The organism is Streptomyces sp. NPDC052079 (genome assembly GCF_040680275.1).
GTDB lineage: Bacteria > Actinomycetota > Actinomycetes > Streptomycetales > Streptomycetaceae > Streptomyces.
Genome location: NZ_JBFAWL010000008.1, coordinates 64,475 through 84,589, shown reverse-complemented (window position 1 = coordinate 84,589; position 20,115 = coordinate 64,475). Strand labels below are relative to the sequence as shown.

Annotated in this window: 13 protein-coding genes; 5 read left to right on the top strand and 8 right to left on the bottom strand. The window is 68.7% G+C overall.

Annotated elements, in window-relative coordinates:
* Positions 1 to 75: 75 nt before the first annotated feature.
* The 4 genes from AB0L56_RS15445 to ngcE all read right to left on the bottom strand — a co-directional run bounded on the left by AB0L56_RS15445 (position 76) and on the right by ngcE (position 4,884).
* Complete coding sequence (locus tag AB0L56_RS15445) at positions 76 to 1,287, bottom strand: ROK family transcriptional regulator (protein WP_365423399.1); 1,212 nt, start codon at positions 1,285 to 1,287, stop codon at positions 76 to 78.
* Between the two features lie 190 nt (positions 1,288 to 1,477).
* The gene (locus AB0L56_RS15440) at positions 1,478 to 2,401 is read right to left on the bottom strand and encodes a carbohydrate ABC transporter permease (RefSeq protein ID WP_365423396.1); all 924 of its coding nucleotides are present in this window, start codon (positions 2,399 to 2,401) and stop codon (positions 1,478 to 1,480) included.
* Positions 2,402 to 2,405: 4 nt separating this feature from the next.
* Positions 2,406 to 3,332: a sugar ABC transporter permease gene (locus tag AB0L56_RS15435; RefSeq protein WP_365423393.1), complete on the bottom strand. Its 927-nt coding sequence runs from the start codon at positions 3,330 to 3,332 to the stop codon at positions 2,406 to 2,408.
* Between the two features lie 82 nt (positions 3,333 to 3,414).
* Positions 3,415 to 4,884: an N-acetylglucosamine/diacetylchitobiose ABC transporter substrate-binding protein gene (gene ngcE, locus AB0L56_RS15430; protein ID WP_365423390.1), complete on the bottom strand. Its 1,470-nt coding sequence runs from the start codon at positions 4,882 to 4,884 to the stop codon at positions 3,415 to 3,417.
* Between the two features lie 374 nt (positions 4,885 to 5,258).
* Here ngcE and AB0L56_RS15425 point away from each other — a divergent pair, with 374 nt between their 5' ends.
* The gene (locus tag AB0L56_RS15425) at positions 5,259 to 9,071 is read left to right on the top strand and encodes a GH92 family glycosyl hydrolase (RefSeq protein ID WP_365423387.1); all 3,813 of its coding nucleotides are present in this window, start codon (positions 5,259 to 5,261) and stop codon (positions 9,069 to 9,071) included.
* 520 nt (positions 9,072 to 9,591) lie between these two features.
* Here AB0L56_RS15425 and AB0L56_RS15420 read toward each other — a convergent pair.
* The 3 genes from AB0L56_RS15420 to acnA all read right to left on the bottom strand — a co-directional run bounded on the left by AB0L56_RS15420 (position 9,592) and on the right by acnA (position 14,358).
* Positions 9,592 to 11,094: a caspase family protein gene (locus AB0L56_RS15420; protein ID WP_365423384.1), complete on the bottom strand. Its 1,503-nt coding sequence runs from the start codon at positions 11,092 to 11,094 to the stop codon at positions 9,592 to 9,594.
* A 10-nt stretch (positions 11,095 to 11,104) separates the two neighbouring features.
* Positions 11,105 to 11,512: a hypothetical protein gene (locus AB0L56_RS15415; RefSeq protein WP_365423381.1), complete on the bottom strand. Its 408-nt coding sequence runs from the start codon at positions 11,510 to 11,512 to the stop codon at positions 11,105 to 11,107.
* A 122-nt stretch (positions 11,513 to 11,634) separates the two neighbouring features.
* Positions 11,635 to 14,358, bottom strand: coding sequence for an aconitate hydratase AcnA (gene acnA / locus AB0L56_RS15410; protein WP_365423378.1), 2,724 nt, complete (start codon positions 14,356 to 14,358; stop codon positions 11,635 to 11,637).
* A 311-nt stretch (positions 14,359 to 14,669) separates the two neighbouring features.
* Between acnA and AB0L56_RS15405 the strand changes: the two genes are divergently transcribed.
* The 4 genes from AB0L56_RS15405 (at position 14,670) to AB0L56_RS15390 (ending at position 18,193) form a co-directional block, all read left to right on the top strand.
* Entirely contained in the window at positions 14,670 to 14,876 is a 207-nt protein-coding gene (locus AB0L56_RS15405; RefSeq protein WP_365423375.1) for a DUF4236 domain-containing protein, read from the top strand.
* A gap of 64 nt (positions 14,877 to 14,940) precedes the next feature.
* Positions 14,941 to 16,470 (top strand): UDP-N-acetylglucosamine 1-carboxyvinyltransferase, encoded by a 1,530-nt coding sequence (locus tag AB0L56_RS15400; protein WP_365423372.1) that lies wholly within the window; start codon positions 14,941 to 14,943, stop codon positions 16,468 to 16,470.
* Between the two features lie 338 nt (positions 16,471 to 16,808).
* The gene (locus AB0L56_RS15395; RefSeq protein WP_365423763.1) at positions 16,809 to 17,435 is read left to right on the top strand and encodes an RHS repeat-associated core domain-containing protein; all 627 of its coding nucleotides are present in this window, start codon (positions 16,809 to 16,811) and stop codon (positions 17,433 to 17,435) included.
* Between the two features lie 200 nt (positions 17,436 to 17,635).
* Positions 17,636 to 18,193, top strand: a complete 558-nt coding sequence (locus tag AB0L56_RS15390; RefSeq protein ID WP_365423369.1) for a hypothetical protein — start codon at positions 17,636 to 17,638, stop codon at positions 18,191 to 18,193.
* Between the two features lie 606 nt (positions 18,194 to 18,799).
* Here AB0L56_RS15390 and AB0L56_RS15385 read toward each other — a convergent pair.
* Entirely contained in the window at positions 18,800 to 20,062 is a 1,263-nt protein-coding gene (locus AB0L56_RS15385) for a TIGR02679 family protein (protein ID WP_365423366.1), read from the bottom strand.
* Positions 20,063 to 20,115 lie beyond the last annotated feature (53 nt).

The following is a 20,115-nucleotide window of genomic DNA, read 5'->3' as shown; positions in this document are numbered from 1 at the left end:
TGGAAGTCAACTCGGCCACACGTGCGACGTCAAGAAGTAAATCCTTAACGAGATGGCAACGGTGCCATCCGTTCTCTAAGTGAAGGCAGAACCGACGGTGGCGAGTGACCCCGTAGCAGTTCCATCCAAAAGGGTTGAATCGCCCATTTCGCTCAGTGCGAGAGCGAGCGCTCCGAGCACCTCCGCACGGCCCCCAAGTGCCCCGGGGAGCACGGACAGTTGACGTGCCGCACTGGGGATCGCATAGCGGCCCACGGACTCCCGGATCGGCCCGAGAACCAGCTCGCCGGCCTCGGCGAGATCGCCGCCGAGCACCACCCGGCTCGGGTTCAGCAGGTTGCAGAGATTGGCGACTCCGCTGCCGACATGGCGGCCGACGTCGGCGATCACTCGACGGCAGCCCGGGTCACCGTCCCGGGCCAGCCTGACCACGTCTTCCATCGTCAAGTCGGTGCCATGGCTGGGCTGGAGGAGCGGGAGCACATAGCGCGCCGCCGCGAACGTCTCCAGGCAGCCGCGGTTGCCGCAACGGCACACGGGGCCGGCCTCATCGAGAGTGATATGCCCTATTTCGCCCGCGGTGCCGCCCGGCCCGCGATAGATCTTCCCGCTGATCACCAGACCCGCTCCGACACCGCTGGCGACCTTGATGTACGCCAGGTCGCGTACGCCCCTGCCGCTGCCCCAGACCATCTCGCCGAGGGCGCCCAGGTTGGCGTCGTTGTCCACGTGCACCGGCACGCCGAGCCGCCCCCGCAGCTCCTCGGCGGGCCTGGTGCCGGTCCAGCCGGGCAGGATCGCGGTCGAGCCCAGCGTGCCGGACTCCACGTCGATCGGGCCGGGTACGCCGAGGCCCACCCCGGCGACCTTGGAACGGTCCACGCCGGTGGCCTCGATCAGCCTGCTCACCAGCTGTTCCGCCCGGTCGAAGCCCTGTGTCGAGGAGGCGTCCACGTCCAGGGGTTCGGACTCCTCGGCCAGCACCTGATGGGCGAGGTTCCCGATCGCGACCCGCAAATGGGTGTGCCCGAAGTCGACCCCGATGACGATGCCGGCGTCCCCGCTCAGCGAGACGCTGCGGGCCCGGCGGCCGCCCGACGAGGTGGGGGTGACCTCCACCGTTCCGCCGTCCTTCAATTCCCGGACGATGTTGGAGACCGTGGCCGCGGACAGGCCGGTCGTCCTCGCGATCTCCGCCTGGGTGAGGGAACCCGCAAGACGTACTGCCCGCACGACCCGCTCCAGGTTGGCTCGGTGCAGCGACGACTGCGACCCCGGAGTCTCCACGACGACCTCCTGCGCGGGGCCGCATCGGTGAGGCCCCTCTCATGTCCAACTAGTGAACTCTAAGATGAGCCGTTCGGGTCGCCTCCCGTCAAGAGGTTGAACCGTTTCGGGGGACGACAGGGACAACGGTCACAGACACGGACGCCGCCCCCGGGGCGGGAGCGGCGCGTGCGGGAGCGGCTGCGCAGCGTTACTTCAGCGCACCCGCGGTGAGGCCCTGGACCACCTGGCGCTGGAAGACGATGTAGGCGGCGAGCACCGGGAGCATCGCCATCACCAGGCCGGCGAACAGCCCGGACCAGTCCCCCTTGTAGCCCTGGCTGACCGCCAGCTGCACCAGGCCCTGGGTGAGGACGTGCTTGTCCTCGTCGGTGTTCAGCACGGTGGGCAGCATGTACTGGTTCCACTGGCCGAGGAAGTTGAAGATGCCCACGCTGATCAGGCCCGGCTTGGCCATCGGCAGCATGATCTGGAAGAACGTCCGGCTGTGCGAGGCGCCGTCCACGAAGGCGGCCTCGGCGACGGAGGTCGGCAGGCTGCGGAAGAAGGCGGTCAGGAAGAACACCGTGAACGGCAACGAGTAGGCGATGTAGACCAGGATCAGGCCGTGGATGGTGTTCAGCAGTCCCATGTTGTTGACCACGTAGAACAACGGGACCAGGGCGAGCATGATCGGGAAGCTCATGCCGCCGATGAACAGGTAGTAGATGAACCGGTTGCCCGGGAATTCGAAGCGGGCCAGCACATAGGCCGCCATCGAGCCCAGCACGAGGGTGCCGATGAGCGAACCGCCCACCACCAGGACGGTGTTGAGGAAGTAGTCGCTCATATGGGCCTGGGTCCAGGCCCGCGACCAGTTCTCGAAGTGCAGCCGGTCCGGGAGCGACCAGGGGGAGCCGAAGATGGAGGCGTCGTCCTTGAAGGACGTCATCACCGCCCACACCAGCGGCATGGCCACCATGATCGCCCAGACGACGAGGATGCCGTGGGAGAAGACATTGAGGACGGTGCCCTCCCGCTTCTCACGTGCCGGCCCGGGCGCCGGCAGGCCGGCCTTGGTGACAGGGGCGCCGGACTCGGCGGGTACCGGAGCGGAGGTCTCGGTCGTCTGCATGTGATCAGTACTCCAGCCGCTCGCGCCGCCCCAGCCGCATCACGACGGCGGCGAAGGCCAGCGTGACGACGAGCAGGGCGACACCGATGGTGGTGGCATAGGCGGCCTGACCGTCACGGAACGCCTTCTGGTACACGTACAGGACCATGACGGTGGTCGAGTAGTCGGGCCCGCCGGGTCCGGTCGTCATGATCTGTACGACCGCGAACGACTCGGCGCCCAGGGCGAGGATGCCCATGTACACCCAGCCGGACTGCACGGTGTCCCACAGCAGCGGCAGGGTGACGCGGAAGAACATGGTGAAGCGATTGGCCCCGTCCAGCAGCGCGGCCTCGTACAGGTCCGCCGGGATGGAGGCCATACCGGCGGAGAACAGGACCACGAAGAAGCCGACCGTGGACCACACGAGCACCGCCATCACGGCCCACAGGGCGAGGTCCGGGTCGCCCAGCCACAGCGGCTGGACGTCGTCGATGCCGACCGCCCGCAGCACGGAGTTGATCGCACCGCTGTCCGGGTTGTACGCGAACGCGAACAGCAGGGCGACGATGGCGATCGAGAGCACCTGCGGGAAGAAGTAGACGATCTTGTAGAAGCCGGAACCGCGGACCCCGCTGATCACCGGTCCGCCCCGGCGCCGCCGGCCGCCCACATTGATCATGAACGACAGGAACAGCGCCAGACCGAGCGTCACCACCGGCACCAGCAGCGCGAACAGCAGGCTGTGCTGCAGCGACTTCCAGAAGATGGAGTCGTCCCACATGCGCTCGTAGTTGGCGAAGCCCACCATCGAGAACTCGGGACTCAGACCGGTCCAGTCCGTGAACGAGTAGTAGATCGACTGGATGAACGGCCAGATGACGAAGAGCGCGTACAGCCCCAGGGGAACCGCGAGGAACTCCACGATGAACCGGTACTTGCCGTGCTGCATTCCTAGCGACCCCGTTCTGCGCGCGGGTGCCGCCAGGGCCAACCCGGCGCGGCTGCGCCGGGCCGGCCCTGGGGACGGGTTCTCACTGGTGCTTGTAGTGCTTGACCGACGAGTCCTTGGCGGTCTCGTCGGCGAAGGCCTGGATCTTCTTGATGGCCTCGGCCGGGGTGATGCGGCCGGCCATCATCTCGCCGAGGCCCGCCACACCGATCTTCTCCTTCTGCAGCTGCACGTACCAGTCCTGCAGGCGCGGGTTCAGGACGTTCTCGCCGGCCAGTTCCAGCGCCGCGACACCGGACGTGAGGCCGGGGGTGAGCTCGATGCCGTCGGTGCCGCCGTTGTAGGCGGTCAGCGACTTCACCTTGCTGGTGAAGTTCTTCGAGGAGGCCTCGCTGAGCATGATGCGCAGCTGCTCCATGCCGCCTTGGCCGTTCTTCGCCTTGGCCGGGACGATGAAGGGCTCGCCGCCGGAGGCCCAGATGGCGCCGAAGGGCATCTTGTCGCTCTCGTCGAGGCCGGTGGGCGCGGACACCGTGACCTCGAAGTCCGCCGGGATGACCTTGGCCGACTCGTTCTCCACCCAGGAGCCGTTGGGGAGGAACAGCGCCTTGCCCTTCGCCCAGGCGGTCTGGGACTGGATGTGGTCGAGGCCGGGCGTGCCCTTGAGGATGTAGCCCTTCTTGTAGAGCTCGTAGTAGGCCTCGAAGCACGCCTTGACCGCCGGGTGCTTCCAGGCGTTCGGCTCGAGGTTGTCGATGGCGTCGAGCACCTCGCGGCCGCCGACCTTGCCGATCATCGGGTAGAGCGAGAAGGGGATGTAGTACGGGTACTTGCCCGCGTACGTCCAGCCCGCCATGCCCTTCTTCTTGGCCTTGGCGCAGACGGCGAGCATCTGGTCCCAGGTCTTCGGGTACTCCTCGTCCAGCGAGTCCAGGGCCTTCTTGGAGTACCAGACGCCGTAGACCGTGTAGGCGTAGTAGAGGATCCAGACCTTGTCGCCGTCGAACTGGCCCATCTCGACGATGCCGGGGCGCAGCGTGTCGCGGACCTTCTTGTTCGGGTCGTCGTAGGACGGGGAATCCAGCAGCGGGGTGAGGTCGGCGAGCTGGTTCTTGCCGACGAGGACGCCCATGTCCATCTGCTCGGCACCGGAGTTGTCGATGAGGTCGGGCGGGTTGCCCTGGTTGAAGCGCGGCTGCAGGGTGGACTGGATCTTCTGCGTCGCGGAGAACTTCACCTTGGCCTTGGGGAAGTTCTTCTCATAGATCTTGACGGCGTCCTCGGCGTACTCCTTGCCGAAGCCGCCGTCGAAGAGGACGAATTCCATCTGCGCGGTGTTATTGACGCCGAGCGGGTTCTTCGCGGTCTTCTTGCCGGCCTTGGCCTTGCCCTGATCGCCGCCCCCTCCCCCGCTGGCACAGGCGGACAGGAAGCTCATCGTCGGTACGGAAATCAGGCCGAGCGCGGCGGACCGCTTGATCAGTGCGCGGCGTCCCACGCCGGCCATGCTGTTCTCACCGGTGCCGTTGTTGTCGGCGGATGTGGATCCCATGCTCAAGTCCTCGCCTTCTCCAGGACTCAGGCGGTGAACCGGATCCTTCCCGGCACCGCGTTCGGGTCTAGCTGGGTCGTGCAGGAAGTGCGGCCGTACAAGGTCGGGTGCGGTGAAGATGCCCCGGAATGCCGACAGGTATAGTCCAGTTCGCGCCAAGGGGGCAAGATCGAATGCAAGGTTCATCGCACGTCTTTTCCGAGTTGAGACCTCGCGGAAATATGGGCGTCCGGCGACTTCCATAGCGGAAATGTCCTTATCGCCGGACGCGAATGCCACAAGCAACCCCTTGACACCATGGGCCACTTGGCCCACTACTGGTCACTGCGCACCGCGATTGACAACGTTGTCCAGCGCAGGGAGGGTGCTCGCGCATGGAACAGAGGGTTCGGCACAGATGGAGCACGGCGGTCGTCACGGCGACCGCCTTCGCTTTGGCCGCGGGCTCACAGGGCGTGGCCGTGGCGCTGCCTCAGGCGCCGCCGAAGACGGACCATGAGTTCGCGTCGTCGTTCGAGTCCGGGGACCCCGCCCCGGACTGGCAGAACACCGTCGACACCGCACCGGGCGGCGGGAAGCGTGCCTCTGGCGTGGACGGTGGGTTCACGTCCGGCATCCCGGGCAATGTCACCGAGCATGTCACGGGGGTGCGCGCCAGCGGGGAGAACACCGGCGGCAGGGAGGTGAAGGGCAATCTCTTCGACGGCGAGTCCGGCACCAAGTGGCTGACCTTCGCGCCGACCGGCTGGATCGAGTTCGACCTGAACGAACCGAAGAAGATCGTCCAGTACGCCCTCACCTCGGCCAACGACCACGACGAACGCGATCCCGTGGACTGGACGCTGAAGGGCTCCGCGGACGGCGAGACCTGGCAGACGGTGGACACCCGCTCCGGACAGTCGTTCGAGGAGCGCTTCCAGACCAGGACGTTCGACCTCGCCGAGCCGGCCGAATTCCAGCACTGGCGGGTGGAGTTCACCAAGAACAACGGGGCGCGCGACGCTCTGCAGCTGTCCGAGATCCAGTTGTCCACCGGCGTCGCCGATCCGATACCGAAGGACATGCTTTCGCTCGTCGACAGCGGCCCGGCCGGCTCGCCGACGGCGAAGGCGGACGCCGGCTTCACCGGCAAGCGGGCCCTCAGATACGCGGGCCGGCACACCACAAACGGCCGGGCGTACTCGTACAACAAGGTCTTCGACGTCAACGTGACGGTCGACCGCCGCACGGAGCTGTCGTACAAGATCTTCCCGTGGATGGCGGACCGCGAGCTCGACTACGACGCCACGAACGTCTCCGTCGACCTGGCCTTCACCGACGGCACCTATCTGAGCGGCCTGAAGGCGACGGACCAGCACGGCTTCCCGCTGACGCCGCGCGGCCAGGGCGACTCCGAGGTGCTGTACGTCAACCAGTGGAACAGCGTGCGCTCCGCGATCGGTTCGGTCGCCGCCGGAAAGACCGTCGACCGGATCCTGGTGGCGTACGACTCCCCCAGGGGCCCGGCGAAGTTCCGCGGCTGGCTGGACGACGTGGCGCTGAAGCGGGTGGCGCCCGAGCGGCCGAAGGCCCATCTGTCCGACTACGCGGTGACCACCCGGGGCACCAACTCCAGCGGCGCCTTCTCGCGGGGCAACACCTTCCCCGCGACGGCCGTGCCGCACGGTTTCAACTTCTGGACCCCGGTCACCAACGCCCGCTCGACGAGCTGGCTGTACGACTACGCGGGCGGCAACAACGACGACAACCTCCCGACCGTCCAGGCGTTCAGCGCGAGCCATGAGCCCAGCCCCTGGATGGGCGACCGGCAGACCTTCCAGGTGATGCCCTCGGTCGCCTCCGGCACCCCGGATCTCGGGCGTGAGGCACGCGAGCTGGCGTTCCGGCACGAGAACGAGACCGCGCGGCCGTACCACTACGGGGTGCGGTTCGATAACGGTCTGAAGGCCGAGATGACGCCGACGGACCACGCGGCGATGATGCGCTTCACCTTCCCGGGCGACGACGCGAGCGTGCTGTTCGACAACGCCGGCGACGAGAACAACCCGGAGCGGGGCGGTCTGACCCTCGACAAGGACAACGGCACCTTCTCCGGCTACTCGGACGTCAAGTCCGGCGGGTCCACGGGAGCGACGCGGCTGTTCGTCCACGGCGAGTTCGACAGCGAGGTCACCGGCGGTGACTCCAGCGGCCTCCGGGGCCATCTGCGCTTCGACGCCGGCCGGGACCGCACGGTGACGCTGCGCCTGGCCACCTCGCTGATCAGCGTCGACCAGGCGAAGGACAACCTGCGCCAGGAGCTGCCGAGCGGCGCCTCCTTCGACAAGGTCAAGCGCGACGCCCAGCGCCAGTGGGACCGCATCCTCGGCAAGGTGGAGGTCGAGGGCGCCACCCCGGACCAGCTGACCACGCTGTACTCCAGCCTGTACCGGCTGTACCTGTACCCGAACTCGGGCCACGAGAAGGTGAACGGGACGTACCGGTACGCCTCCCCGTTCTCGAAGGCGGAGGGCCCCGACACCCCGACGCACACCGGCGCCAAGATCGTCGACGGCAAGGTGTACGTCAACAACGGTTTCTGGGACACCTACCGGACCACCTGGCCGGCGTACTCCTTCCTGACCCCGTCGAAGGCCGCCGAGCTGGCGGACGGGTTCGTGCAGCACTACAAGGACGGCGGCTGGACCTCCCGCTGGTCCTCCCCGGGCTACGCAGACCTGATGACCGGCACCTCCTCCGACGTGGCGTTCGCGGACGCGTACGTCAAGGGCGTCGACCTCGACGCGAGGACGGCGTACGACGCGGCGGTGAAGAACGCCACCGTGGTGCCCCCGTCCTCCGGTGTGGGCCGCAAGGGCATGGCCACCTCGCCGTTCCTCGGCTACACGAGCACCGAGACGCACGAGGGCATGTCCTGGGCGCTGGAGGGCTTCCTCAACGACTACGGCATCGCCAAGATGGGCGAGGCCCTCTACAAGAAGACCGGCGAGAAGCGCTACCAGGAGGAGTCCGCGTACTTCCTCGACCGCGCCCAGGACTACGTCAACCTCTTCGACCCCGAGGCCGGGTTCTTCCAGGGCCGCGACCTCAAGGGCGACTGGCGCGTGAAGTCCTCGGCGTACGACCCGCGGATCTGGGGCCACGACTACACCGAGACCAACGGCTGGGGCTACGCCTTCACCGCCCCGCAGGACAGCCGCGGCCTGGCCAACCTCTACGGCGGCCGCAAGGGCCTCGCCGACAAGCTCGACGAGTACCTGTCCACGCCCGAGACGGCCTTCCCGGAGTTCAAGGGCTCCTACGGCGGGGTCATCCACGAGATGATCGAGGCGCGGGACGTGCGGATGGGCATGTACGGCCACTCCAACCAGGTGGCCCACCACGCCCTGTACATGTACGACGCGGCCGGGCAGCCCTGGAAGACGCAGAAGAACGTGCGCGAGGTGCTGGCCCGCCTGTACACCGGCAGTGACATCGGCCAGGGCTACCACGGCGACGAGGACAACGGCGAGCAGTCGGCCTGGTACCTGTTCTCCTCGCTCGGCTTCTACCCGCTGGTCATGGGCAGCGGCGAGTACGCCATCGGCTCCCCGCTGTTCAAGAAGACGACCGTGCACCTGGAGAACGGCCGCGAGCTGGTCGTCAAGGCGCCCAGGAACAGCGCGGAGAACGTCTATGTGCAGGGCGTGAAGGTCAACGGCAAGCGCTGGAACTCCACTTCGCTGCCGCACTCGGTGATCGCCAAGGGCGGGGTCGTCGAGTTCGACATGGGCTCACGTCCGTCGTCGTGGGGCACCGGCAAGAACGCGGCGCCCGTGTCGATCACCCAGGACGACGAGGTGCCCACGCCCCGCAAGGACGCCCTGAAGGGCGAGGGCGAGCTGTTCGACAACACGTCGGCGACCGGTGCCACGGTGTCCACCGTGGAGCTGCCCGTCACCGGGGAGACCAAGGCGGTGCAGTACACGCTGACCTCCTCGGACCACACCAAGGCGCCCACGGGCTGGGTGCTGCAGGGTTCGGCCGACGGGGAGACGTGGACGGACCTGGACAAGCGGACGGACGAGTCCTTCCGCTGGGACCGGCAGCTGCGCGCCTTCTCCGTCGACGCGCCGAAGGCCTACGGCCACTACCGGCTCGTGCTGAGCGGTGAGGCGGCGCTGACGGAGGTGGAACTGCTGAGCTGACCGCTGCGCGCGCGGCGGGTCCGGGTGTCGCCCGGATCCGCCGTTTCTCCGTGGACGGTCCGTCCTCGCTCGTCCGGCACCCCGGACTTGCGCAGGAAGTAGCAGGTGCGGCGCCAACTGGACTGGCTGAGCGCGGGGTTGTGCCTCTGATGGGAGGCGGGGGCGGCTGCGGGGTCATGGATCGAGCACGGGCGTGCGGGTGTGCGGGCCGGGCGAAGTGGCAGCGTCTCTGCGTCGGCGGGTTCCGGTCCACCGGATCGTGGGAGCGCTCCCACCACGCCCGTGGGTGGGACGGTAGCGCCGTGTGGCGCCAACTGGACCGGCTGAGCGCGGGGTTGTGCCTCTGATGGGCGGCTGGGGCGGCTACGGGGTCACTGATCGGGCACGGGCGTGCGGGTCGGGCGAGGTGGCAGCGTTTCCGTCGGCGGGTTCCGGTCCACCGGGTTATGGGAGCGCTCCCACCACGCCCGTGGGGGGACGGTAGCGCCGTGTGCCGCCGTTGTAAACGGCCCCCGGGTGGTCAGTCGGTGGCGAGCGCGCGCCGGCCGAGCTCGTCTGCCTCCCGGTCCCCCTCGAAGACGCGGACGACCTCCATCAGCGTGCGCTCCCCTCCCTCCACGGCGAGGACCGGCCGCAGGATGCTCACCACGTCCTCACGCAGACGTACGCCCCGGACATCGACCGGGCGGCCCAGCTGCTGTCCCAGCGCGGCCGCGAACTGCATGCGGTTCGGCCCGTCCTCCATGCACGACAGTTCACACATCGCCTCGGTGAGCCGCACCAGGGTGCGCAGGCCCAGAAGGCGGCCGAGGCCGCCGAGTTCGGCCCCGGAAGGAGGCTCGTACGCCCCGTCCGGGGACGGACTGTGACTCAGAGCGAGCCGTGCCGCGTCGTCCCGCTCCAGCCGCCCCCGCACGTCCATGGCGACCGCCCGCCCCTCGAAGACCTCGATCACCAGGAGCAGGACGTGCAGCCCCCCGGGGACCTGCTGGGCGGCACGGACCAGCGTGACCGCGTCCATCCTCAGCCGGACGCCGCGCACATCCACCCGGCGGCCCAGGTGGTCTCCCAGCACCGTGGCGAAGAGCGCGCGGCTGCGCGCGTCCTCCATGCACGGCAACCCGCACATCGCCTCGGTGAGCGACACCATCTGGCCCAGTGCCGCCCGGGGGCGCCGGCCCGGCGGTCCCTCCGTGCGGGGTGGGACGTGCGCCGACTCCCGGCCCGGCGGGAGCGGGTGTGGCGTCGCTGCCTCGTCGTCCCCACGGTCCGGCGGGCGGGACCGCAGGACCGACCGCGCCACCACGACCCGGTGCTCCAACTGGACCCACATCTGGGGGCGCTGGGCGACGCGGCCCGCCTGCAACCGCTCGTACACGTAGTCGTACAGCTCGTCCACGCCGATCAGGCCGTCCGCGTTCCGGTCGGCCTCTCCCGTGCGCAGCCCCTCGATGACGGCTCCGGTGAACCGGGAGGGCTCCGGGTCCAGTTCGCTGAGCCGCTCCCCCTCCCAGGCGTACTCGGTCCGGTTGGTCGCGGTGATCACCACCCGGCCGTGTCCGGCGAGTTCGTCCTGGATGTGCACGGTGGTGTCGCCCTTGCCGCCGGGCAGGAAGGCGCCGCTGTAACAGCAGTCGAGGAGCAGGACGATGGACCGCGCCCGGCAGCGGCGCATCTGGGTGTGCAGGAACGCCGCGGACACGGACGTGGACGCGAGCAGTCTGCGGTCGGTGTCGGCGGCGGCGAAGTGCAGTTCACCGTTGTCGTCCTTCAGGCCGTGGCACGACAGGTGCAGCAGGAGCAGGTCGTCCCTGCGGCGGTCGAGGAAGAAGTCCTCGATGGCGCGGGTCACTTCGTGGTGGGGCCCGTCGACGAGCGTGCGTACGTCGAAGTCGCCGATCCGCGGGTCCCGGAGCACCTGTTCCAGCCCGTCGGCGTCCCGGGAGGGCGAGCGCAGGCGGGCCAGCGACGGGTTCTCGTACCGGCCCGTGGCTACGAGCAGGGCGAAGCGGCGCCCGGACACGGCCGTCGCCTCAGTCCGCCGGGCCGGGTGCGGCATCCGGACGTCGCGTGCCGTCCTCGGGTGCGGGGGCGCGCGCGGCCAGGAAGGCCTCGATGAGCCGCTGCTGGTCGGCGGAGGAGACGGCCTCCAGGTCCAGGCTGTCCTCGCCCAGGGTGATGCTGACCGTGCGCACCGGGCGGGTCTCGATCCAGGTCCGCACCAGGTCGAGCACCGAGCGCAACGCGATGGGTGCCACGGTCACGGCGAGCGCGCCGACGGCGATCGCGTCGACCGGTTTGGCGCCGGCGGGGACGGCCCCGGAGCGGCTCGGTTCGACGTCGTCGACGTCCAGTTCGAGCAGCCGCTCGCGCAACTGGAGGGTCAGTTCGTCTAGTTCTTCCTGATCGCTGTCCTGACCGCCGGTCAGGACAAGGTGCAAGCGCTCCGTGCGGCCCACCGCCACCCCCGTCATCCGGTGAGACTTCAGCGTACAACGGGGGCGACGACGGGGGCCGCACCCCCTTGGCGGGGATGCGGCCCTCAACTGTCGTGCTTCTGCGCCTACTTGCGGATCAGGCTGCGCAGCACGTACTGCAGGATGCCGCCGTTGCGGTAGTAGTCGGCCTCACCGGGGGTGTCGATGCGGACGACCGCGTCGAACTCGACGCCCGTGTCGGTGGTGACCTTGACCGTGCTCGGGGTGGTGCCCTCGTTGAGCGCGGTGACGCCGGAGACGGAGAAGGTCTCCTCGCCGGTCAGGCCGAGGGACCCGGCGGTGTGGCCGTGCGGGAACTGCAGCGGCAGGACGCCCATGCCGATGAGGTTGGAGCGGTGGATGCGCTCGTAGGACTCGGCGATGACGGCCTTGACGCCGAGGAGCGCGGTGCCCTTGGCGGCCCAGTCGCGGGAGGAGCCGGAGCCGTACTCCTTGCCGGCCAGGACGACCAGCGGGATGCCGGCGGCCTGGTAGTTCTGCGCGGCGTCGTAGATGAAGGAGACCGGGGCGCCCTCCTGCGTGAAGTCACGCGTGTAGCCGCCCTCGGTGCCCGGCGCGACCTGGTTGCGCAGGCGGATGTTGGCGAACGTACCGCGGATCATGACCTCGTGGTTGCCGCGGCGCGAGCCGTAGCTGTTGAAGTCGCGGCGCTCGATGCCGTGCTCCATGAGGTACTTGCCGGCCGGGGTGTCGGCCTTGATGGCGCCGGCCGGGGAGATGTGGTCGGTGGTGACCGAGTCGCCCAGCTTGGCCAGCACGCGGGCGCCGGTGATGTCCTCGACCGGGGCCGGCTCCATCCGCATGCCCTCGAAGTAGGGGGGCTTGCGGACGTAGGTGGACTCGGGGTCCCACTCGAAGGTGTCGCCGGTCGGGATGGGCAGCGCCTGCCACTGGGCGTCACCGGCGAAGACGTCGGAGTAGGACTTGGAGAACATGTCCTCGCCGATGGCGTTGGCCACGACGTCGTTGACCTCGGCCTCGGAGGGCCAGATGTCCTTCAGGAAGACCGGGTTGTTGTCCTGGTCGTAGCCGAGGGCCTCGCTGGTGATGTCCACCTTCATGGAACCGGCGATCGCGTAGGCGACGACCAGCGGCGGGGACGCCAGGTAGTTCATCTTGACGTCCGGGTTGATCCGGCCCTCGAAGTTGCGGTTGCCGGAAAGCACCGAGGTGACCGCGAGGTCGTGCTCGTTGACGGCCTTCGAGACCTCCTCCGGCAGCGGGCCGGAGTTGCCGATGCAGGTGGTGCAGCCGTAGCCGACGAGGTTGAAACCGACCTTGTCGAGGTACGGCGTGAGGCCCGCCTTCTCGAAGTAGTCGGTGACGACCTTGGAGCCCGGGGCGAGGGTGGTCTTGACCCACGGCTTGCGGGTCAGGCCCTTCTCCACCGCCTTCTTGGCCACCAGCGCGGCGGCGACCATGACGTAGGGGTTGGAGGTGTTGGTGCAGGAGGTGATGGCCGCGACCGTCACCGCGCCGTGGTCCAGGGTGTAGGTGGTGCCGTCGGGGGCGGTCACCTCGACCGGGTTGGACGGGACGCCGTTGGAGACCGCCGGGGCGTCGGAGGCCGGGAAGGACTCCAGGATCGCCTCGTCGACGTCGCCGCCGTCCTTGACGTAGGCGCGGACGTCCTGCCCGAACTGCGACTTGGCGTCGGCGAGGACGATGCGGTCCTGCGGGCGCTTGGGGCCGGCGATCGAGGGGACGACCGTGGACAGGTCCAGCTCGAGCTTCTCGGAGAAGTCCGGCTCGGCCTTCGGGTCCAGCCAGAGGCCCTGCTCCTTGGCGTACGCCTCGACCAGCGCGACCTGCTGCTCGGAGCGGCCGGTCAGGCGGAGGTAGCTGAGGGTCTCGTCGTCGATCGGGAAGATCGCGGCGGTGGAGCCGAACTCCGGCGACATGTTGCCGATGGTGGCGCGGTTGGCCAGGGAGGTGGCGGCGACGCCCTCGCCGTAGAACTCGACGAACTTGCCGACGACGCCGTGCTTGCGCAGCATCTCGGTGATGGTGAGCACCAGGTCGGTGGCGGTGGTGCCGGGCTTGAGCTCACCGGTGAGCTTGAAGCCGACGACGCGCGGGATCAGCATGGAGACCGGCTGGCCGAGCATGGCGGCCTCGGCCTCGATGCCGCCGACGCCCCAGCCGAGGACGCCGAGACCGTTGACCATCGTGGTGTGCGAGTCGGTGCCGACCAGGGTGTCGGGGTAGGCCTTGCCGTCACGGGTCATGACGACGCGGGCCAGGTGCTCGATGTTCACCTGGTGGACGATGCCGGTGCCGGGCGGGACGACCTTGAACTCGTCGAACGCGGTCTGGCCCCAGCGCAGGAACTGGTAGCGCTCCCTGTTGCGGCCGTACTCCAGGTCGACGTTCTGCTTGAACGCGTCGTTGGTGCCGAACTTGTCGGCGATGACGGAGTGGTCGATCACCAGCTCGGCCGGCGCCAGCGGGTTGATCTTCGCCGCGTCGCCGCCGAGCTCCTTCACGGCCTCACGCATGGTGGCGAGGTCGACGACACAGGGCACGCCGGTGAAGTCCTGCATGATCACGCGGGCCGGCGTGAACTGGATCTCCTGCGACGGCCGCGCCTGGGAGTCCCAGCCGCCCAGGGCACGGATGTGGTCGGCGGTGATGTTGGCGCCGTCCTCGGTGCGGAGCAGGTTCTCCAGCAGCACCTTCAGGCTGTAGGGAAGGCGCGCGGAGCCCTCGACCTTGTCCAGCCGGAAGATCTCGTACGACTCGTCGCCCACCTGCAGCGTGCTGCGGGCGTCGAAGCTGTTCGCCGACACGACAGTCTCCTTCATTGATGTGCGCGTTACCACCGCATCCTGCCGCCACGCCGCCCTGGCCGATCCGCTAAGGTAAGGCTAAGTTAGGTAACCCTCACCAGGGTGGCGGCTGCGGTGCGCCTCGGCAGATATCTCGATGTCGAGATAACTCTAGTACACCGGGCCCGGATGGTCATGCCCGGGCTCCGGCGCGCCCTCCTTCCCCTCCCCACCCTCCCGCCATACCGCCGCGGATGCCATCAGGACGCCGAAGCGGGGTAACCGACTGAGACGAAGTCAGTTTCAGGTACAACCGACAGGGAGGCCCAGGGATGCCGCTCACGTTTCGCAAAAGTTTTCGGATCCTTCCGGGGGTGCGGCTGAACATCAACAAGCGGTCGTGGTCCATCACCACCGGGGGCAGGAACGGCCCTCGCCACACCCGCAGCAGTACAGGACGTCGTACGACATCGATGGATTTGCCCGGACCTTTCGGATGGCGCCGGACCACGCGTAGCCGTCGGACCAGGGGACATTGACGTCATGTCACCCGAATGGACCCCCCAAGAGGTGCCATCTCATATCTGAGATAGCCTCAACCTCATGGCAGACGACTACCTCGTACGCATCGGCAAGCTCATCCGTGACGCCCGGCAACACCGCGGCTGGACGCAGACACAGCTCGCCGAGGCGCTCGGTACCAGCCAGAGCGCCGTCAACCGCATCGAGCGCGGCAACCAGAACATCAGCCTTGAGATGATCGCCCGCATCGGCGAGGCGCTGGACAGCGAGATCGTCTCTCTCGGCTACGCGGGCCCGATGCATCTGCGGGTGGTGGGCGGCCGCAGGCTCTCCGGCTCCATCGACGTCAAGACGAGCAAGAACGCGTGCGTGGCACTCCTGTGCGCCTCGCTGCTCAACAGCGGGCGCACGGTGCTGCGCCGCGTCGCCCGCATCGAGGAGGTGTACCGCCTCCTCGAGGTGCTCAACTCCATCGGAGTGCGCACCCGCTGGATCAACGACGGCGTCGACCTCGAGATCGTGCCCCCGGCCGAGCTGAACCTCGCGGCCATCGACGCGGACGCGGCCCGCCGCACCCGCTCCATCATCATGTTCCTCGGCCCGCTGCTGCACCGCATGGACCGCTTCATGCTGCCGTACGCCGGCGGCTGCGACCTCGGCACGCGCACCGTCGAGCCGCACATGATCGCGCTGCGCCGCTTCGGCCTGGAGATCGCCGCGACCGAGGGTCAGTACCACGCGGTGGTCGACCGCGCCGTCGCCCCCGACCGTCCGATCGTGCTGACCGAGCGCGGGGACACCGTCACCGAGAACGCGCTGCTCGCCGCCGCGCGCCACGACGGCATCACCGTCATCCGCAACGCCTCCTCGAACTACATGGTCCAGGACCTGTGCTTCTTCCTGGAGGCGCTGGGCGTCAAGGTCGACGGCATCGGCACCACCACGCTCACCGTGCACGGCGTGCCCGCCATCGACGTCGACGTCGACTACTCCCCCTCCGAGGACCCGGTCGAGGCGATGAGCCTGGTGGCCGCGGCCGTGGTGACGGAGTCGCAGCTGACGGTCCGCCGGGTCCCCATCGAGTTCCTGGAGATCGAGCTGGCGGTCCTCGAGGAGATGGGCCTCGACCACGACCGCACCCCGGAGTACTTCGCCGACAACGGCCGCACGCGCCTTGTGGACCTCACCGTCCGCCCCTCCAAACTCGAGGCGCCCATCGACAAGATCCACCCGATGCCGTTCCCCGGCCTGAACATCGACAACGTCCCGTTCTTCGCGGCGATCGCGGCGGTGGCCCAGGGCAAGACCCTGATCCACGACTGGGTCTACGACAACCGCGCCATCTACCTGACCGACCTCAACCGCCTCGGCGGCCGCCTCCAGCTCCTCGACCCCCACCGCGTCCTGGTCGAGGGCCCGACCCGCTGGCGCGCCGCCGAGATGATGTGCCCCCCGGCCCTGCGCCCGGCCGTCGTCGTCCTGCTCGCGATGATGGCAGCGGAGGGCATGTCGGTGCTGCGCAACGTGTACGTCATCAACCGGGGGTACGAGGACCTGGCGGAACGGCTGAACTCGATCGGGGCGCAGATCGAGATCTTCCGGGACATCTGATGTGCGAGTGCCGCCGCACCCCGTCTGACCTGCTACTTAGCGGGACAGGGAGGAGTGTGGCGGCATCTCTGGGACTTCTCTGGGACTTTGCGCCTGCGGCGGTCTACGAGCCATGGTCCACAGGCTCTGGCGACCGGCCTCGGTTACGCGAAGATTGCGTCGGTGGCGGCGCTGCCTCGTGCACCAGCGCGGGCAGGAAGTGGGAGTACTTCCGCAGCGTGAACCCGGGATCGGAGTGCCCCAGCCAGCGTGCCAGCGAGACGACCGATTGTGCTGCCGGATGGCCCGGGCGACGCTGGACGGCAGCGGCACGTCCCTGACCTTGCGCCCCGACGGTCCTGGACACCGACGAGTTCGGCAACGCCCGGGCTGGCCAGCAGGCCACCCGGTACAACTGGCTCGGCGCGCACCAGCGTTCGTCGGAGACGGTCACCGGGCTGTCGCTCATGGGCGCCCGCCTGTACGACCCGGCCACCGGCCGTTTCCTGTCCGCCGACCCCGTCCAGGGTGGCAGCGCCAACGCGTACGACTACGCCAATGCCGACCCGGTCAACCAGTTCGACCTGGACGGTCGCTCAGCGGCGAAGAAGCGTGCAGAGGGCAGGGCATGCTGGAGCCTGGGATACAGCGGGTGCGTCTTCGCGTCGTACCTGTCGGGCATCCTGCTGTGGAACATCGGCACCAGCAAGTCACGCAACAACGCCGTCCGTCACTTCATCTGGCAGGCAGCACTGACCTTCTTCTTCGGCGCGGCTGCCGCCAAGCGGCTCGGCGACGCCCACGAGTACGGCGACCACAGCCGCGACTCCCGCAAGGACCAGTACAACAACCGGCAGGCACGCGCCTTCGTCGGCAGCAGCTGGAACCGCAGGCAGATGGTCTACTGCAACAGCCGTGGCCGCCTGTTGCAGTACCTGTACACAGTCGGGAACTGGCTCTACAACCGGGGATACCTGGCGAGGTGATCCCACAGCGGTCATGCGACCCTTGTGTCCGCTGACCTGCCCCGGCACCCGCGCATCACCTCCGGCGCCCGTCGCCTCCTCAACACCGTCCGGCCCGAGCCCGTCGCGGCTTCCCTCCGGACCGGCTGCCCACCCCCGCACCAGCCCTTCGAGCCCGCACCCACGCCCTCCGGGAGACCCTCATGCCGCTGCGTTCGCCGATGCGCCCAGCACGTTCGACCGCACTGCCCACCACACTGCTGCTGGCCACCGCTCTCATGACCGTGGGCCTGACCGGCTGTTCCTCCCTGACCCCTTTCAACACCTGCGAGGGGACCGAAGCACGGGTGAAGGAACTGAGTGCGCAGCCCATACTGACCTCCGTCCCACCCGGCGCTACCGTCCCGAAGGACCTCGCCTCGGTGGACACGGAATGCGTCGACGACAGCGGTGACGCCTGGTTGTACGCCGAGCGGACCTACGCCTTCCCCGGTTCCCGGCAGAAGGTCGTCGACTTCTACCGCACCACCGCCAAAGCGGGTGGCTGGCGCCTGCAGTCCGACCCCGCGGACCCGGACGTCGCCGACACGGTAGCCGGACTGTGCTTCACCAAGGGCGGGGACGGCCACGCATTGATGCTGACCGTGCGGTTCACGACCGCCCGCCAACTGAAGATCGAGTACGACTACGACGCCGGGCCGGAGTTCGACTCGGGCTCCGGATTCCACGTCGAGGTCGGCTCCGAGACGGACGGGGCGAAGACCGGGTGCTTCGACTGAAGCTCCCCGGGAGTCGTGGTGTAGGAGCGGGCCGCGTTCCTGCGGGCCGGCCGGGCGCGGCTGAGCGGCGACACGAGCACGAGGGGCTGCCCTCCGTCGGCGGGACCACCCGCCGAAACAGCGTCCACAACTCGTCCGGCACCAACCGCTCCACCAGATCCGTCATGCACGACTCAACGAACGATCACGCCCGTCGCAAGACCGGAGTGCACGCGTCCGCGCGGCCCATACGAGGCGGAAAGATCACCCGCTGGCGCTGGGAGTCTCCTGGGACTTTTCTGGGACTTTCGGCTGCATCAATAGGGCAAGAGCGTGAATCAATCGAAAGATCATTCCCGCAGGTCAGCGCCCCCTTACCACCCATCACCGCAGGTCACAAAGCTGGCTGGTCTCTTCCGGGACATCTAGCGTTTTCACAGAAACCACCGCCACGCCCCTCCAGGGGGTGTGCAGGCGCATCCCGGACTTTCTGGGACTCTGGGGCCGGGCGTGAAGGCTTTCGAGCCACACACACTCCACACGACGCATCGTCGGAAAGATGCGCACGGCGAGGGAGTGAGTCGGTACTCGTGGTACTTTGCGCCCGCCGCGGCCCCGAGATACGCCTCAGCGGGCCCCCGTGCCGAGGTCCGTGAGCAAGTCGTTCAGCACCGTTTCCTCCTCGACCCGGACACCGCACTCGGCCAGAGCGACGGCCAGAGCCGGGTCCCAGGGGGTTGCGGCGGGCGGGCCCGTCAAGTCCTGGGCTTCGGCCATTGCGGTCACTGCTGCTCGGTATTCCGCCGCCGTGTAGCGCCACGGCCGCCAGGGGACGCTGCGTGCCAGTGCTGTGGCGATGCGCACCCCGCCCCAGTCGAAATCGCCGTGATAGAGAAGGCGGACTCCCCGCGAAGACTGGTCGCGCAGCAACGTGAGCGCGGCAGCCGACGGTTGCCCCTGAAGGCACACCATCGGCGGGCACGCCCGGCCGAGGGTGTCGGCGGCGGCGGACAGTACCGCGGGGTTCTCGCAGATGTGAACGGTGCCCGTCAGGGGAGTGGAGGCAACGGGTGCGCGGCAGCCGGTGAGTGAGCGGAGCGTCAGCACCGCCGGCTCCCCCGCGTCGGCCATCCAGTCGAGGGCTGGGGTACCGCGCAGGTTGAGGGTGAGGACAGTCGATGACAGGTCGTCCATGAGCAGGCCTGCCGAGGTCCACGCCGCCCGCCGCCACTGCGCCCCGGAGCCGTCGGGGAAGCCGGTGAGGCAACGGATGCCCGACAGGACAAGAGTGGCGAGCGGCGTCCCCTCGTCCAGGGCATGGGCGCCCGAGAGGTTTCGTGCCGCGAACGCCGCCCGCGACATCGGGGGTGACGCGGGCAGTGCACGCAACGCGCGCACGGCGCCCTCCACCAAGAGGGCCGCCGCCTCCGGTGTCCGGGCGAGGCGTCGTACAAGACCGTCACCGCGGATCCGTTCGGCCCAGTGGGCCAGCTCCGGGTCGAGGGTGTCGAGCGGGGTGTACGCCTCCTCCCAGGCCCGTTCCTCTCTGTTCCGCTTCTCGGCATGGAGTACGACCGGACCGGCGAGAGCGACGACGGCCGCCGCCAGTCCGCCCGGGCTGACACCGGAGCGACGCAGGATCTCATCCACGGTGTCGAGGCGAATGCCGAGGGAGCCGCGGGCTCGCGGTGCCCGTCCCAGGAGGCGTTCCGCGGCACGACGTTGGGATTCCTCGGGGTTGGTCAAGGTGACGGTGCCGGTGAGAGGCCGGCCGCGTGCCATCCGTTGCCGCACGCGGTCCACGAACCAGGTGAGGCCGGGATCCCCGAGCAGGCGTGCGAGGCGCTCGGTGTCGACTTCGGTCCGGGCTTCTGCCGGTGCGGGCCCCATCGGCACTGTGTCCGCGGCTGCGTCCGGCGGTGTCGTGCGTCCGGACGCCGCCC

Bases quoted from the DNA above. Each gene is read 5' to 3' on its own strand.
- AB0L56_RS15440 (WP_365423396.1), bottom strand. From the start codon at position 2,401: ATGCAGACGACCGAGACCTCCGCTCCGGTACCCGCCGAGTCCGGCGCC.
- AB0L56_RS15390 (WP_365423369.1), top strand. From the start codon at position 17,636: ATGCGCCCAGCACGTTCGACCGCACTGCCCACCACACTGCTGCTGGCC.
- ngcE (WP_365423390.1), bottom strand. From the start codon at position 4,884: ATGGGATCCACATCCGCCGACAACAACGGCACCGGTGAGAACAGCATG.
- AB0L56_RS15435 (WP_365423393.1), bottom strand. From the start codon at position 3,332: ATGCAGCACGGCAAGTACCGGTTCATCGTGGAGTTCCTCGCGGTTCCC.
- AB0L56_RS15405 (WP_365423375.1), top strand. From the start codon at position 14,670: ATGCCGCTCACGTTTCGCAAAAGTTTTCGGATCCTTCCGGGGGTGCGG.
- AB0L56_RS15425 (WP_365423387.1), top strand. From the start codon at position 5,259: ATGGAACAGAGGGTTCGGCACAGATGGAGCACGGCGGTCGTCACGGCG.
- AB0L56_RS15400 (WP_365423372.1), top strand. From the start codon at position 14,941: ATGGCAGACGACTACCTCGTACGCATCGGCAAGCTCATCCGTGACGCC.
- AB0L56_RS15385 (WP_365423366.1), bottom strand. From the start codon at position 20,062: ATGGGGCCCGCACCGGCAGAAGCCCGGACCGAAGTCGACACCGAGCGC.